At 63.3% G+C, this 17,151-nt stretch carries 8 protein-coding genes; 6 read left to right on the forward strand and 2 right to left on the reverse strand.

The genetic code is table 11. The features are described from left to right. Positions 1–3 precede the first annotated feature (3 nt). From JNK74_15375 to JNK74_15390, 4 genes are read left to right on the forward strand one after another with little or no spacing between them, the layout of a single operon-like run. Positions 4–1,218: a polysaccharide biosynthesis protein gene (locus tag JNK74_15375; GenBank protein MBL7647566.1), complete on the forward strand. Its 1,215-nt coding sequence runs from the start codon at positions 4–6 to the stop codon at positions 1,216–1,218. Between the two features lie 12 nt (positions 1,219–1,230). Next, positions 1,231–1,890, forward strand: coding sequence for a sugar transferase (locus tag JNK74_15380; GenBank protein MBL7647567.1), 660 nt, complete (start codon positions 1,231–1,233; stop codon positions 1,888–1,890). 38 nt (positions 1,891–1,928) lie between these two features. Then, a complete protein-coding gene (locus JNK74_15385) occupies positions 1,929–5,027 on the forward strand; it encodes an O-antigen ligase family protein (protein MBL7647568.1) in 3,099 nt (1,032 codons plus the stop codon). An 11-nt stretch (positions 5,028–5,038) separates the two neighbouring features. Further along, complete coding sequence (locus JNK74_15390) at positions 5,039–6,211, forward strand: NAD(P)/FAD-dependent oxidoreductase (protein ID MBL7647569.1); 1,173 nt, start codon at positions 5,039–5,041, stop codon at positions 6,209–6,211. A gap of 2 nt (positions 6,212–6,213) precedes the next feature. Here the strand turns inward: JNK74_15390 and JNK74_15395 are convergent, their stop codons facing one another. After that, entirely contained in the window at positions 6,214–8,175 is a 1,962-nt protein-coding gene (locus tag JNK74_15395) for a hypothetical protein (protein MBL7647570.1), read from the reverse strand. Positions 8,176–8,478: 303 nt separating this feature from the next. Here JNK74_15395 and JNK74_15400 point away from each other — a divergent pair, with 303 nt between their 5' ends. Further along, complete coding sequence (locus tag JNK74_15400; GenBank protein MBL7647571.1) at positions 8,479–15,366, forward strand: VCBS repeat-containing protein; 6,888 nt, start codon at positions 8,479–8,481, stop codon at positions 15,364–15,366. A gap of 177 nt (positions 15,367–15,543) precedes the next feature. Here the strand turns inward: JNK74_15400 and JNK74_15405 are convergent, their stop codons facing one another. Next, positions 15,544–15,912 carry a hypothetical protein gene (locus JNK74_15405; protein ID MBL7647572.1) on the reverse strand — a complete coding sequence of 123 codons (369 nt, stop codon included), beginning with the start codon at positions 15,910–15,912 and terminating at the stop codon, positions 15,544–15,546. Between the two features lie 372 nt (positions 15,913–16,284). On the opposite strand from JNK74_15405, the gene JNK74_15410 reads away from it, so the two are divergent. Further along, entirely contained in the window at positions 16,285–17,013 is a 729-nt protein-coding gene (locus JNK74_15410; protein ID MBL7647573.1) for a hypothetical protein, read from the forward strand. Positions 17,014–17,151 lie beyond the last annotated feature (138 nt).

Below are 17,151 nucleotides of genomic sequence, written 5' to 3' on the forward strand. Positions count from 1 at the left end.
GTCATGCCCGCACTGGCAACCCTGCAAGAATACGAACAACTGGCGACGGGCCGCGCGGCGTCGTGCTTCAGTGAAGCGGTTGACGCACACCGCGACGCCCTTCGCGAGGCGATAGCCGGCAAGCGCGTGGCGATCATCGGCGCCGCGGGTTCCATCGGTTTTTCCGTCGTGAAGTGCTTTCTGGAATTTCAGCCGGGCGCACTCTCTCTCATTGATCTTAGCGAGAACAATCTGGTGGAGGTGGTGCGGGAGCTTCGGTCGTCCGCGAACCTTGCGATCCCCGAGGATTTCGCCGCGTTACCGATCGGGTTGGGCAGCGCCGAATGTATCCGCTACTTCGCGGAGATGAAGCCCTTCGATTACATCCTTAACCTTTCGGCCATCAAGCATGTCCGCTCGGAAAAAGACATCTATTGCCTCATGCGGATGATCGACACCAACGTGACCTTCCCGTCGCAGTTTCTGGAGGCCCTGCCTTATTCGTTTACGAAGTTCTTCTCGGTTTCTTCCGATAAGGCGACGAACCCGGCGAACTTGATGGGTGCCAGCAAGCGGGTGATGGAGAAGGTGCTCCTGTACCATTCGGACCGGCAGCCCTTTTCGTCGGCGCGCTTTGCGAACGTCGCCTTCTCCGACGGCAGTTTGCCCCACGGCTTTCTGCGTCGCCTCGAAAAGCGCCAGCCGCTCTCCGCGCCCAACGACGTGAAGCGCTACTTCATCTCCCACGAAGAGGCGGGTCAGATCTGCCTGCTTTCGTGTGTACTCGGACATAACCGCGAGATCCTGTTTCCGCGGATGGAGGAGGGACTGGACGAGAAGACCTTCTCCGAAATCGCGGAGGCCTTCCTGGAACGGAGTGGTCTTGAGCCCGTGCACTGTGACAGCGAGGACGAGGCGCGCAGTCGGGCGTCGGAGCTCATCCCGCAGGGAAAGTGGCCGTGTTACTACTTCCAAAGCGAGACGACGGGTGAGAAGGCCTATGAAGAATTCTACACCGAGCAGGATGAAGTGCGCTTTGATCGCTTCGCCAATATCGGCTCGATCACGCTGGAAAACGATCCGGCGGATCGTGTGCGGGTGGAGAACTTCATGGATTTTGCACGCGGTGCGAGCCAGCGACCGGGCATCCTTAAGGCGGACTACGTGCGGGCCTTTCTGGAGGCCGTTCCCGAGCTGGAGCACGAAGAAAAGGCGAAGAGCCTCGATCAGCGAATGTAAGAAGGAAGTCTCATGTACTTTTTTATAAAGCGATGTTTAGACCTGGCCGTGGGTATCGGGGTTCTATTGCTCCTGTCGCCCATATTGCTCGGCATTATCCTCGTGCTTCGTTTCACGGGGGAAGGGGAAGTTTTTTTTCTTCAGGAGCGCATCGGCTACAAGGAGCGACCCTTCAAGATCTGGAAGTTCGCGACGATGCTGAAAAGCAGCCCGAATTCGGGCACGGTGACCGCCGCGCACGATCCGCGGGTGCTCCCTTTCGGTCGCTTTCTTCGCTGGAGCAAGCTGAACGAGCTGGCGCAGATCCTGAACATTATCGCGGGGTCCATGTCTCTCGTGGGTCCGCGCCCCCTCACGCTGGAGTGCTTTGACTGCTACCCCGACGAAGTGAAGCGCCTGGTCTATCAGAGCAAGCCGGGCCTTACCGGGATCGGCTCGGTGGTCTTCCGCAAGGAAGACGACATCACCGCGCGCTCCGGAAAGCCGCTGATGCAGAGTTATCGCGAGGATGTGATGCCGATCAAGGGCGCGCTCGAGGCATGGTATCTGCAAAATCGCTCGCTGTGGGTCGATCTCAAGATTATTCTGCTTACGGCACTGGCCATTCTCTTACCCGGCAACCGCCTGCACGAGCGCTGGTTCAAGGGGCTGCCCCCCATGCCTCAGATCTAACTTGTCGCCCCGCGACCTGAAGGGCAAGCCTGCCGCAGATGGATACGAACGAAACGCTTGGGGTGACCCCTGAGGCCCGCAGCGGCCTAATCGCATTCCGCGCCTGCATAGTTATCGTCGCGGCATGTACCCTCGCCGTGCTGGCGGGCGCGACGTCGTGGATGGTGGGGCCGATTCTCCTGGTCTGTGGCTTGCTCCTGATTGCGCGCAATACCCAGGCCGCCCTCTGCTTCATTGCCTTTTCCATCATGCCCTTCGGCGTCGTGCAACAGGAAGTGGCTGGAATCACCTTCAACTTGCCTGAAGTGCTCATCCTGCTGCTGGCGGCAAAAGTGGCGGCGCTCATGCTGGTGCGTCGCGACGGCTTCGGCCCGCGCGTGCCCCTTGTACCGCTCGGGCTTTTCGCATTCTCCCTCGTGGCCGCCGTGGGCACGGGCGTGCTCCGGCAAAACGGTTTGGTGGCGGTGCTGCAGGACTTTCGGCAGTTCAGCGAGTTCGTCGTGTTGTTCTGGCTGGTGCTCCAGACGGTTCGAACCCACGATCAGGCCCGGTCCATCGCGCTCTGCTTTGTGCTGGGCGCCGCGTTTATCGCGTGCCACGGGATCCTGCAGCAGTTCACCTTTGCCGGTATCACGGAGAAGCAAATCGCCAGCGACACAATACTGCACAACGGAGTGCGCAGCGGATCCTTCTACGGCGCCACGGCCCTGGGCGGCATGATGGTGCTGGCCTGCGGCCCGGCCCTCGGTGTGCTCCTTTCTTCGCGCAGGCGCGCGGTTCAGGCACTGATCACGGCGTGCATCCTACTTTGCCTCTTCGCCGTAGTGTTCACGAAGACGCGGGGCTCCTGGCTCGGGCTGGCCGTGGCCATCGGTTATCTGGCCGTGTCGGTTCGTCCACCCCGGCGGGTGGTCCTCGGCGCGGGGATTGTAGGGCTGATTTTCGCAGTGCTCCTGGGCCCCATGATCGCCAGTCGCATCGCCACGCTCGCGGATCCGGCCCATGATCAGTCGCTGATGGACCGGGCCCAGTACTACACTGCGGCCTGGCACATCGGCCGTGCGCACCCGGTGCTGGGCCTCGGCTGGGGCTGCTACTACGATATTTCGGAAATCCTCAAAAACGAGGGCTATATTCGCGTGCCCCGGCCCGATGCGGACGCCCTGGCCGCACTGGCGGAAGAAGAGGGGCCGGTGGAAGTGACGGTCCACAGCGCCTACCTCCAGTTGTTTGTGAAGACGGGGCTGCTCGGCGTGCTGGGCTTTTTCGGGGTGGTGCTGGCCTGGCTGGAGCGGGCCTGGCGTTCGCGCCACGCGCGGCGGGACGAGGATCCCGGCTGGGCGCTCTATGCCGGCGTGACGGCGGGCCTGGCGGGCTACCTCTTTCACAGCACCTTCGAGAATTTCTTCCAGTGGCCGGTGATGGCCCAGTCCTTCTGGCTGCTTATGGGCTTGTCCTTTGTGCTGGCGCCGGTGGAAGGCCGGGCCGCGCGCTATCGTGTTCCGGCTTTCGCCCTGGTCCTCGGCTTCGTCGTGTTCGCCCTGTTCATGTTTGTCTGCATTCGACTGGAGCGCCTGCACACCGACAACTTCGAGCAGAACGTGGCCCGGGCGCTGGCCGATGGCGACATGGAGAAGGCCCTGGGCATTGCCAGTCGGGCGGTGGATGTGGAGATTGACAAGCCCCTGCCCAAAGCCATCTACGGGCGCGTGCTGCTCCAGGCAGGCCAGGTGGAGGAGGGGCTTTCCCAATTGCGTCAGGCCGCGGGCGAAGTTCACAAAAAGGGCACGCCACCCAGCCAGCAAACGGGACCGGCCTGTTACTTTGCGCCGGCGCGACTCGCCCTGGGGCGCCAGGCGCTTGCGCAGGGTGACCTCGCGGGCGCCCTGGCTCAATTTGAATTGGCGGGGGCAGACGCCGATCTACGGGCGGAATCCTTTAGCGAGTTTCACGACATTCTCTATGAGGCGTGGTCGCGCCGGGGCCGCTGGGATCGCGCCGTGGATTTTGGACTGCCCGATGAGGCCGCCCAGGCCACCATGCCGGCCTGGAGCCTCGTGCAAATCGGTCAGGCCCTTGCCGACCGCGCGCGCTGGGACGACTTAGAACGGGTCACCGATGCCCTCGCCGCCCGTGGCGAGTTCGCAAACGAGTTGGCCACCCTTCGTGGCCGAGGACAACTGGCGGCTGGCGATTCTGCCGGGGCCGCCGTAACCTTTGCACAGGCAACGGGACGGGAAGATGCCGCGTACTTGCGCGGCGTGGCGCTGGAAGCGGCGGGGCAGGCTGTCGAGGCGGTGGGGGCCTATCGCGCCGTGGCGCAGGACAAAGCCCTCCGGGGCATGGCCCTCGCGCGGGCCGCGGCCCTGCTCAGTGAACCTGCAACGCGGCAGGCCGCGCTTGCGGACCTTGCCCTCGAAATTAACCAGCTCCTGCCGGTGAACTCGGCCAAAGGGTCGGAAGCGGGCGCCCTTCAACTGCGCGCCATCGGCCGAGGTGGCGATACCACGATTCAGGGCGGGCGCTTTCCCCTGCTGCTACTCTGGGAAGACGCTTCGACCACCGCCGACGGTTCCGGGATCAGCGTGGCCCCCGGTGCGGGCGGCGAGGCCACCGTGCGACTCGCGGGCGGGAAGCAGCTCCTGCAATTGCAGTGGGTAGAGAATCAGGTCAACTGGGAGAGTGTGGAACGCGCCTATCCGGGCGATACCGTGCTGCCCGGCTGGATCGACGCGGGGCGGGAGTGGTTCCACCTCCGCAACACGCCGGGCTTCGTCGTGGAGCGCGCGGAAGATGGGGATGGCCTGTTGACCCTTCCCGCGCTCTCATGGATCTTCAGCGCGGCGCAGCCCGTGCAACCGGGGAGCGCCTGGCTCGTGCTGGGCCGCCTCCGCGATCCCGGTGGCAACGCGAACTTCGGCTGGCAGGTGGTTAATGGAGAGAACGATGTGATCGACATGTCGGCACCACACGGCGCCGCGCAGGCGGACGGCTGGTCTCCGCGGGCAGACTTCGTGACAGCGGGCGAGGGGGCCGCAGGAGTGCGCCTGGTTTTCGAGACGAACTGGCCCCTTCGGGCTCCGGCCACACTGGACGACGCGGCGTTGGTGGCGATCACGGTGCCAGTGTGGCCGTGAGCGAGCCAGCGATGCACTACGACGCCATTATCCTTGGCGCGGGCGCGGCCGGACTTATGTGCGCCATCGAGGCGGGGATGCGGGGCCGTCGCGTGTTGCTCATCGAGCACAACGACGCGGTAGGGAAGAAGATCCGCATTTCCGGCGGCGGCCGCTGTAATTTCACCAACGTCAATGCGGAACCGGCGCGCTACGTTTCGGCCAATCCGCGCTTCTGCCATTCGGCGCTCTCGCGTTATACCCCGAAGGATTTCATCGCCTTTGTGGAGCGCCATGGTATCGCCTGGCATGAGAAGAAGCTCGGTCAATTGTTCTGCGACGGCTCCGCCCAGCAAATCATCGACGCCCTGGTGACCGACTGCGCGGCGGCGGGTGTGGAAATACGTCTCGGTTGCACGGTGAACGCGGTGCGAAAGGGCGAAGACTATGTGGCGGAAACGGATCAGGGCGAGTGCAGCGCGCCGGCCCTGGTGGTGGCCACGGGTGGCCTTTCCATCGCGAAGCTCGGCGCGACCGATCTGGCCTACCGCATCGCGCGACAGTTTGACGTGCCCCTGGTGCCTTGTGCGCCGGGTCTCGTGCCCTTGACGCTGGCGGAGTCCGATCTGGGTGCGCTCGCGCCGCTCTCGGGCGTGTCCTTCGATGCGCGGGTGACCTGCGGCAAGACGGGCTTCGACGAAGCGGTCCTCATTACCCATCGCGGACTCAGCGGTCCGGCTATACTGCAGATATCGTCCTTCTGGGAGGCGGGCGCCGCCATCCAGTTGGATCTCTTTCCCGGCGTACGGTTGGAGGAGCTGTTGCTGGAGACCAAGCGGCGCGCGCCGGCCACTCAGCCCGGCGCGTTCCTGCGCGAAAGGTTGACCGCCCGTTTTGCAAAGCTGCTCTGCGAGCGCCACGGCTGGAATCGGCCCCTGGGCGAAATGCCGGACAAGGGCCTTCGCGCCATGGCAGCCACCCTGCAGCAATGGCGCATCATTCCCAGCGGCACCGAAGGCTACGCCAAGGCCGAAGTGACCCGGGGCGGCGTGGACACGCGCGCCCTCTCGCCCAAGTCCATGGAAGTGCGCGAGGTGCCGGGGCTGTACTTCATCGGCGAAGCCATGGACGTGACCGGCTGGCTCGGCGGCTACAATTTTCAATGGGCCTGGGCTTCCGGGGCCGCCGCCGGTCGGGACGTGTAGCTTCAGTTCCCCAGTCGAAGACGGTAGATCGTCGTGGCGCTGCTGAGCACCCAGAGGCCCGGTTCCGATTCCGTGAGCATGTTCGCATCCGGCGCCGTGGCCACGGGTTCCAGGGTATTCGCCGCGCTGTCCCACCGATACAGCGTTCCGCCGCGCACGAAGTAGGAAAGACCATCGCTGCCGAGGCGCAGGTGTGTGGGCACGGCGCCGTTGCCCAGTTCCGCGGGCCACGTCCCCTGATACAGCACCTCGCACGTTTTCGTGTCGATGCAGGCCACATTGGCCCCCTGTGTTGCCAGCAGAACACCCTCACGCGTGATCCCATGGAGGGTGACCATGTCCGCGCCGGGCCACGGCGTGATAGTCTTTCCCACTTCGCGCTTCTCCGGATCGAAGGCATAGATCAAAGCACTCTCCTGCGTCGGCGGCGCACTCTGCATCTGGCCCCATCGGTCCGTGCCGCCCCAGAGGAGTTTATGCTCGGCGTCCCACGCGAGTGTGGGCAGATTCTGGTCCTTGATCAGGTGATGGTACACGTCGAACTTGCCCGATGCGGGATCGTGGACAATCAGCGCGCCCCCGAGCTGGTTGTAGTCGCTGTCGGAGGAAATGTAGACCAGCTTGCCATCGGTCACGGCGGCCCTGGGCCGGGTCTGCTTGTACTCCGGACCGAACTGGGCGAGTTCCTTCGGGTTCTCACCGTAGACGATGGGCAGGGCCGGATCGAATCGCGAGATGACGGTCTGCACATAGATGCCGAGGTAAGCGATACCATCGAGCCCCACGGCGCACATGGCCTCGCCGGGCACGCGGGCGATCTTGCCCAGCTCCGCACGCACCTCGCCGCTGCGGGGATTCACCGTGAACAGATTCTGCTGGCTGTAATTCGCCCCCACAATGCACTCGGGCGTAATGGTCTCCACGAACATGATTGAGTTGCCGCCTGGCGCAAGGTTGTCGAGTTGGCCCTGCTGCAATTCGCCCGTGGCCAGGTCATAGCGGAACATGGCGCCATAGTAACTCACGCCCGTGACCGCGCCCGGCTGTGCCTTGAGCCACCACAGCGACTCGGCTTTCGACTTCATTTCGCCCGCGACTTTCACTTCGGCATCGTGGGACAATTCCATCAGTCGACTGGACACGCGGCTCACGGTAAACCAGCGCCCGTCGACTTCCACCGGTGTTTCAAAGCTGTCTTCGGGATCGGTCTGGGGCGGCAGGGCCGGAGCCGCCACCTGAGGCGTTGCCACGGTTGCCGGGTCGAAAGGCGCGAACTGGCGCGTCTCGGGATCGAAAACCATCCGCACGTCCGCCGGTCCATTCGCTCGGAAGGCGATGCGGCCATCGGGCAGCGCGCTGGTCTCGCCCACATACTTGGTCTCGGGCACGGGTTGCTTCCAGAGTTCCCACTTCGCCGTGGCGGGGTCGTACTCGCCAAACCACGCGCCGGGATAGGTGCCGAAATAGATGCGGCCGTTCTTCCCGCCGATGGCGTCCCACGCGTACTGGCCCTCGGGAACCTCGCAGGCCAGTTCGGTGAACTCGCGCTTCGCCACGTCGAAGCGGTAGGCGTTGCCCGTGCCATAGGACATGACGTAGATATTGCCGTCCGCGCCCAGGGCCGCGCCGTGGCTGCCAATGTCGTTGTTGGGCAGGGCAAAGCGCTCGACGGACATCGTGCGGCAATCGATAAGAAAGAGCCAGTTGGCGGGCGCGCTGAAGCTGAAAGAGAAAAGTGCCATCGTATGGCCGTCGGGCAGATGAATTGGGCGACGGGTGTAGCCCAGCAAGGTCCGCACCTCGGGCGAGCCGATGACCTCCGCCTTCGGCAGCGCGGAAACGTCGCGCGCGAGCAGCGTTGGTACGCGGCGGATCGGGTGGTCGGGTGCAAAGCCGTTGTCGGCGGGTTGGGCGATGGAGCTGGCCAGGGCCAGGGAGACGAGAAGGGGGCTGAGAAGCGGCATGGGCGGATCCTTTTCCGGAGATAGCAACGGCGGCTTGCAGCATCGACGTTTCAGGACTTGAAAGTCAACCGTAATATCCAGATTGGAACTGCGAACCCCGCAAATCGATTAAGAGTCCATAGGTCGAAGGCGGTAGCCTCACGTGTGCGAAATCCCGCCTCTTCGTGGTGAGACCGCGAAATATCCCGCGAAACCCGTAGACAATATGGCGGACGCGGGCTATACTGACACTCTAATCCGCTGTGGTGCGGGCGCGGCCGCAGCGGTACGAGAAGAGTCTTTCCGTCGTGCAGTGAGTTTGGCGTGCCCATTCTTCGTGAGGGTAGCATCGTGCGATTGCTCTTGGCGTTAGTGTCGTTGTGTTGCCTCGCCGCACTCATTCCATCCACGGGATGCGTTCCCATCGATCCCCCGGTGAAGGTGCCCGACATTGTCGGGCTCACGCGGGCCGAGGCGGAGGCCGAAATCATTGCCGCCGGTCTGGACATCGGCACGGTTTCCGAGGCTTTCAGCGACACGGTGGCCGCCGGCCTCATCATCTCCCAGGATCCCGCCGCGGACACCGAAGCTGTTCCCGGTTCTACGGTTTCCTTTGTGCTGTCACGAGGGCCGGAGGAGCCCGCTGGCCCCGTGCCGGCGCCGCCCACGACGCCCGTGGTCAACGCCCTTCCGGAGCTTACCGGTGAAGCTACGATTCAGATAACGGGAAACGCCCAGCCCGGTGTGCTGGTGGAGGTCAACGGCGGAGGGGGCTTTGCCACGGCTACGGCGGACAATGCAGGCGCCTATTCCGTGTCCGTCCCTCTCTATGCAAACCGGCCGAACCGACTTTTTGTCAGCGCCGTCGACGACCTCCTTCTTCGCAGCGCGCCCGCGCCGGTGGTGGTCATTCAAGATGCTTCACCACCCGCGCTCTTCATCGATTTTCCCGAAGACGGCGCGGAGGTTTACACCGACTCGATTGACGTGTCGGGCCGCGCCGGCGATTTGCTCGCCGGATTCGAGGGGCTCCAGGTGCTCGTCAATGGCGCGGCTGCGGAGACCGATCCGGGTCTTGGCACCAATGGCACCTTCCTCCGCATGGCCGTACCGCTGGCCGTGGGAGAGAACGTCATCGAGGCGACGGCCACGGACGAGGCGGGCAACGTCGTGCTGGCCCAGGTGACCGTGACGAGATTACCCCTGGCCGGCCCGCGAATCACCCTTGTTTCCGGTAATGGCCAACTGGGCGGAGCCAATACCACGCTGCCCGAGCCCGTGGTGGTGGAAGTGACCGATGGCGCGAACCTTCCCATTGCCGACAGCCACCTCACCGCCCGCGTGACGCGGAGCGACGGGCAGCTCTCGCTCAGCCCCGACATCCCGAATCCCGACGGTATTCGCCTGCAGATCATGACGGACGCCCAGGGGCGGGCAACGATGTACTGGACCCTGGGCACGGACGCGGGCCGGGGCAACAACCGCCTTGAAATCGTCTCGGAAGATACGGATAACAGCGTATTCTATTGCGCATCGGCACTGCCTGGCGCGCCGACCCAGATTAACATCATGGAGGGCAACAATCAGAAGGTGGAGATAAACAGTACCGCGCCCGTGCCCCTGACCGTGTGGGTGAGCGATGGCGACAATGGGGTGGAGGGCGTCCCGGTAACCTTTTCATTTACCAGCGCGGATGGCTATTTCAACGACACCGAAGGGCTCCAGGAGATCACCGTGATGACTTCGGCGTCGGGTCATGCCGAAGTGCGCTACACGCTCGGCGGGGCCGACACGCACAACCTGATCACCGCCGATTTTGAAGGAAACACGACCGCCCCGGCGACCTTTGATATTCTTGGACTGGCGCGGGGCGATGGAACGCCCACCAGCTTCGCCGGGCGCGTGCTGGACAACGCGGGCGGCCCCATCGGCGGCGCGACCGTCGAGCTTTCGGTGGACAGCGATTTCGTAAGTACCCGAAGCGCGGCCGACGGCAGTTTCACTTTCACCGACCTGCCCAGCGGCCTGGCCCACCTGCGCGTGGACGGCGCCACCGCCACGACACTGAACGGCGAGCCGATTCCAGTCGGTTCTTTTCCGTCGCTCAATTATGATCCCTACATCGTGCCCGATACCGCAAACTCTCTGAGCATGCCCGTGCTGTTGCCCGCCATCAATCCGGCCAACGCGCGCATGTACGACGGAACCCAGGATGTGGAGTTGACCGTAGAGGGACTGGAGGGTGTGAAGTTCACCATCGCCGCGGGTTCCATGACCCTCGCGGACGGCACGCGGCCTTCACCGGAGAACCCGGTCGCCGTCTCCGTGGATCAGGTGCATTTCGACGATCTTCCCATGCCGATGCCGAACGGCGCGGCGCCCAACATGACCCTGACATTTCAGCCGCCCCGGGCAACCTACGATCCACCGGTTCGCGTTGAGTACCCGAACACCGCCGGTCTCGCGCCGGGCCAGGTCTCTTACTTTCTCAGCTTCGATCACGATCTGGGCCAGTACGCAATCGTAGCCTCGGGGGCCGTCTCGGAAGATGGCTCCACCATCGTTACCGACAAGGGGTCCGGCCTCCCGAAGGGCGGGTGGCAGGCCACGTGTCCGCCCTACACCGTTCGGGGCAAAGCCCGCGATCGATGCGGCATCGTTGCCGTGCTCATCTTCGCCGGCGGCACCGATCTTCAGGACGACCTCTACGCGCTACTCGGGAGGGATTTCAGCGCGGGTGTGCAGCCGATCAAGTCGGGCGTGGACGCCGTGGATCCCGAAAAGGTCCGCTCTTTCATCGCCCGCGCCCAGTCCTTTGGGCCCTTGCAAGTGCAAATCGGCAGAATGTGGCTCGATCAATTGAAGCGGGATCAACCACCGGACTGTCCGGAGCCCAAGGTCGTTATCGTGGGCTACAGCCTTGGCGGGGACTCGGTCCGATTGTCCGGTGATATAGACGCGGAGCGGCGCTTTGCCTTCGATCCCATCGCGCGCTCGCTGGTCTTTCCGCCCACTTGCCTGGCCTACCAGCGCGGGGAATCCTTCCCGGCGCCCTCCAACACCGAGACCGTACTCGCCGGCGAACTCTCCGAGGCCGCAATTGCCAACTGCATGGCGATCGGATGCAACCTGGACTTGGGGGCCTGCCTGCGCGGGTATCGGATGACCGGCGGGGCCATCAGCACCATCCCCGCCGCGGATCATGGCACCATTGTGGGGCTCGCCACGCCCCGCGTCATCACGGCGGTGCAGGAACTGGTCAACCAATTGTCGAAATCCGAAGCGGAGCCGAAAGGCGAGGCGCCGGTACTCCAACTCAACGAAACCTTCACGCTCATGCTCAACGGCCAGAGCTTTCAGCCCGATCAGAGCGGCTTTTTCTTCTTCGACAATGTTTCGGTTACCGACTCATTCGGCCCCGATGGCCCTGGTTCCCCGCGTGACCAGGTGGGCGATGATTTCGTCCAGATTACCGGCTCGGGAGTGATCGGCGGAGAAACCTGGTATGTCTACAGCGATCCCTTCCAGGTGCGCAGTGGCGGCGTGGAGGTCATCGACAGCCTGATCTTCCGTCAGACTCCACCCGTGCTGCCGGTATCCATACGCGCCACTCCCGAAAGCCCGGTGCTTACCGAAGCCGGCGCGACGACCCGGATGGGGGTGATCGCAACGCTGGCCGATGGCAGCACCGTGGACGTATCCGCGCGAAATGACTTCACCACCTACCGGACGAGCAACCCCCGTATCGCGACGGTTTCGAATGAAGGCGTGGTCACCGCCGTGCGCGAAGGCACCGTATTCATCACGGCCAACAACCGGGGTGCAACTTCGGTCGCCCGCGTGTCGGTGGTCGCCGGTGACGCCCTCACCACGGTGGTGGGCGCTGTGGAGGACAGCGGCGGCGCGCCCGTGGAAGACAGTGACATCCGCATCGTGAATCTTGCCGGGAGTGGCGAGACGGATTCGAGCGGCGCCTTCAGCATTCCGCTGGTGGCCGCGAATCAGGGCAATATCGTCACCATCGCACAGCGTCTCGGTAGCGGGCCCGCCCTGATCGCGGTCAGTCCGCCCGCGGTTCCCGTTGCGGGCGGCACGACGAATGTGGGCACGCTGGTGGCCGAAACCCTCTGTGAACGCTTTCCCGGCGATTGCGACGACATCGATCTCGACGGTGTTCGCGACGCCATCGAAGCCGCGCTGGGTCTGGCTGCGGGCGACAACGACGCCGACAACGACGGTATCCTCGATGGTGATGAAGATCTGGACGGGGACGGCCTGTCCGTGACGGTGGAAGATGCCGTCGGCACCGACCCCGCGTCCAGCGACACGGATCAGGACGGATTGGCCGATGGCGAGGAGTTGCGGCGGGGATCGTCGCCGATAGACCAGGACTCGGACGGAGACGGCCTGCTGGATGGAGAAGATGACGATCCCGCTGTGGCGGACGCCACACCGCCCACGGTGATTCTGAGCAGTCCCGGGGATGGAAGCGAATTGATTGAGGGCGAATCGATCACCTTGAGAGCCACTGCGGAGGACAATGGTCGCGTGGCCTCGGTGACCTTCGTCGCGCAGGGTCTAGAAGCGGGGACGGACACGGCGGTGCCCTTTGCCCTTGACTATCAGGTGCCGCTCGATATCAATCTGCTCACCTTGGAAGCCATCGCCACGGACACGAATGAAAACACCGGGACTACGGGTCCTCTGGAGTTCACCGTCCTGCCCGATCCGGGGTCGACGGTGATCGGCCTCGTAACCGACGAGGCTGAGGTGCCCCTGGAAGGCGCGGAGGTCACTGTCGTACCCGGATTCACGGCGACGACGGGCGTCGACGGACGCTTCTCAATTGCCGGCGTTCCAACGGTATCCGGCGACTACACGGTGCGTGCACGATTCGCCCCGGAAGGTGGACGGAGTCTGAAGGGCACTTCAGCGCCGGTGGCTCCGGTGCGGGGCGGCACGACGGACGCAGGCACGATCATCGTTCGGGACGCGCCGCTCTTTGAAGGCCGCAAGTATCCCATCGCCGACATACCGACGGACGCGGCGGCGGGCGATGTGACTGGTGATGGTGCCCCGGACATCGCAGTAACAATCGGATCGAGCCTCAACCGGGTCCGGCTCTTTCGGGGCAACGGTGATGGTTCACTGCAATCCTCGGTGCTGATCGACGAGTTTACGCTGAGACCGGAAGGCGTGGCGATGGCGCGCATTGACGACGGAGACAGTCTCGACCTTGTTGTGGCGCAGCGCGCCCCGGGGAACGCCCTACCCGGGCAGGTGTCGGTCTACCTCAACGACGGCGTCGGCGGCTTCGGCGCGGCGATAAACTCGCCCACAACCATTGGCAATCAGGCCCCGGAATTCTCCGTGGCCGATTTGAACGGCGACACCGCACTCGATCTGATCATTGCCACCGGAACGAATTCCACCAGTAATGTGGAAGTCCTGCTGGGTGATGGGTCTGGCGCCTTTGCGGCGGGCGCGCTCTATCCCGCGGGCGTGATGGTGACGGACGTCGCCATCGGCGACTTCGACGGTGACGAGGCGCCGGACATCGCCGCCGCAGACCAGAACGGCTCGCAGGTGTACGTGTTGTTTAACAATGCCGATGGCTCCGGTACATTCCAGGACGGCGTGGTGGCAATCCCCCGTCCCGACGGTGAGGCGTTTCCAGGGGCCGTGGCGGTGGCCGACCTCAACGGCGATGGCGATTTCGACCTCGCAGCCGGCTTCGGTCAGTCCAACGTCAATTCGGCCTCCGCTGTGGTGGCCCTCGGCAATGGCGACGGTACGTTCCGCGATGCCGTTGTCTACGCTGTGTCGGAATTTGGCAGCGCGACGCCCGCCAAAGTCTCCGCAGCCGATATGAACGGCGATGATGTCCCGGATCTGGTGGCGGCCAATCGAAACTCCTCCGAAATCACGATCTTGCCCGGTGTCGGGGATGGAAGCTTCCTCGCGCCGCTGGCGGTACCGACGGGTAATACCCCCGAGACCGCCGTGATCGCGGACATGGACAAAGACGGCGACCCCGACGTGGTCTCGGCGAACTGGAGCATGGACGTGTTCGTGCTGTTCAATGACGGCAGTGCCGGCCTCACCCCGCCGCCGCCCGCCACGAACACCGAAGGCAACGAACCGGTGTCCGTCGTGGTGGCGGACTTTGACGGCGACGCCATTGAGGACGCCGCCGTGGCCCACCGGATCAGCAATGACCTAGCCATACTCAAAGGCAATGAAAATGGGACCTTTGCCCCACCCGTCCCGATTGAGGTCGGCGAGACGCCCACCAATATCTCGCTGGGCCATTTTAATGCCGATGGATTTGTGGATCTCGTGGTGCCGAGCCAGAGTGGCAATTCCATTTCTCTGCTTCTCGGCAAGGGCGATGGCACCTTCGAAACACCGGCGACCATCGACCTGACCATAGGGAACCTGCCGAGTTACGGTGCGGTGGGACGCTTCAACGGAGATGCCTTTGACGATGTCGCAGTGGCCGTGGAAACCGCGCAGAAAGTTGCGATCCTCCTGGGCAACGGGGACGGAACATTCCAGACACCCCAGGTCATCGATACCAACCGCAGCCCCCAGTTCATTACCGCCGCAGACATCAATGCCGACACGTTCCAGGATCTGCTCGTGGGGGTAAATGATTTCCCCGGAGGCGTGGTGGTCCATATGGGCAATGGCGACGGAACCTTTGATTCGCCATCCCTGATTTTCGCGCTGGATTCCAGCCTCTACGTACAAAATATCGAGGTGGCCGACATGGACCAGGATTCCGTCCAGGATGTCGTCATTATGACGGGTTACTCCGACCCCGTGGACTCAAAAGGCACGAGTCAATTCTTAGGTGGATTCTTTCTGCTTTACGGCCTGGACGGAGGGGGCTTTGAATCCGCCGTGTATCAGCCCGGCAACGGATCCGATCCCGGTCAGGGCAGCGCCGCCGATATTGATGGCGATGGCGTCCTCGATCTCATTTCCGCGAGCGGGACAACCCTCGACGTATCCGTGCTCCTCGGCAATGGAGACCGCACATTCCTGCCCGAGCAGCGCTACAACATGAACCGTCCGGGCCGCTTCAACTTCGGTAGCGGCGGCGGTGCCCGCTTTCAGATCTACGACGCCAACGAAGACGGATTAAAGGACATCGTGGCCGTGTACGGACTGGTCAGTGAAATTCAATCGCTGCTCCAACTGCCCTGAGCCGGGAAGAATCGCAACCAGGCTCTCGGTCGGCTGAAGGCACGTTGGGAAATCACCGCGATGGTGTAGAAGACCCGTAAACAAAAGTGCGAGGCGGGTGACGGAGATCCCCGCAGCTCGGGTGCGATTCGAGCGCGTATTCCGTCATCCGCCCCGCGTGGTGGGAACAACCCGCCTTCAGTCAGCGGGCGATGCCTTGATTTCGAGGGTGGTCAGGGCGATGGCGCCATCTTCCCCCGCACCAATTCGGATTACGTGGTGGGTCTCGCCCCGGGCCGTGGTGGCGTTGAGTCGGATAAGGTAGCGGCCGGGGGTGTCCGGCGTGAACCGCACGCGACGGTCATTGGCGCCGTGCAGGGGTGCTTCGCTGCCGTCCGGCGCGGCGATCAATTCCCAGTTGAAGCGGCCCGACGCTTCGACCGCGACCAGGCCGATGGCGGCGGCGGCGTCGAGTTGCACGGTCTTGCGAGTGGCAAGCTTAGGCATGGCGGCTACTCCGGGGCGAATGAGGATCGTGTCCAGGTACCAGACGGTATTCGTATTCATCGTATCGGGGTATCTCTTGGTTTCAGTGACAGCGTGTGCTTGGGCTGTCTCCGGCTGGTTTTTGTGTAGTAGATGGTCTTGTTTAATAAGCAAGAGTCTTGCCAATAGACCTGATATTGAGAATCCGGTGTAAGCTGTTTATTTCCAATAGGCAATCGCGCCACAGCACCAGAGAGCGTGGAGTAATAGTGGGCTGAAGTCTCCGAATTGAGACGGGTTTTGTCTCGAAATAGAGACCGTAAGCGCGGAGAACGTGGGGAGTATGGTGATGCCGGGTGCGGGCTGGGGCGTCTGAAGCCCGTTTCTTGACGCGCCACGCCCTCGTAGATTAGCGTGATGCCAACCGATGCAAGCAACAGGAGCGTCACCACCATGGACATGGAAGAAGTAAACCGAGTAATCCGCAACGCCTTTCCGGATGGACGGGTGACCGGCGGTTATTACTACGACGGAGATTCCTACTACGACGGAATTGGCGACGAGGTCCGTGCCGCGCTGATGGGTGTTGACCCGGCGGTCCATGTGCACCATCGTCCGCCCCAGGAGATGGTGGTGTGGGATGAGGAAGGTGAGCCGGACGACGAAAATCTCTGGCCGGACGATCCGCGGAGCTACGACATAGTATTCCTCAGTCCCGATGGCAAAGTCTTTGAGTTCGACGGCACCTTCGAGGAGGACGGGTGGGACGAGGAGAAGGAAGACTTTGTGCCCGTGACCGTTCCCATGACGGGCCGCGTGGGCTATATCGTCGGCATTTCCATGATCGCGCCCTTCGCCGCCGTGCAGCGCGGCTTTCTCTACGTCTCCGAAGACGGGCCATCCTCCCCCGACATCGTGTTTGGCCGCGAACGAGACGAAGTAGAAGACGAAGGCTCGCCCTTCGACGATCCCGAGTTTCTCACGCCCGAAGCCGCCGCGACGCTGAAGGCTTTCGAGGAAAAAATACACGCTGTGCTGGCCTCCTTCAGAATCCATGTGCTGACCGAAGCCGAGCTGAACGAGCCGATCCCCGGCCTCGCGCCCGACGCGGAAATAGAGCGCGTCACAAAAGCGGAATACGCGACGGTGGGGGACGCGCTGTTCTTCACGGTGTACGAGTGAGGCGCATGGGCTATGGAAAAACGCCTCCACGCCCGCGCCAACGCCAACCACTGGGCCGCGAGCATCTGTGTCCTCGGCGGACTCTTTCCGGCCATTGGAGCGGCGTGGTTACCGATCACAACCACCCTCCGAAAGTTT

It is taken from the genome of Candidatus Hydrogenedentota bacterium, assembly GCA_016791475.1.
GTDB lineage: Bacteria > Hydrogenedentota > Hydrogenedentia > Hydrogenedentales > JAEUWI01 > JAEUWI01.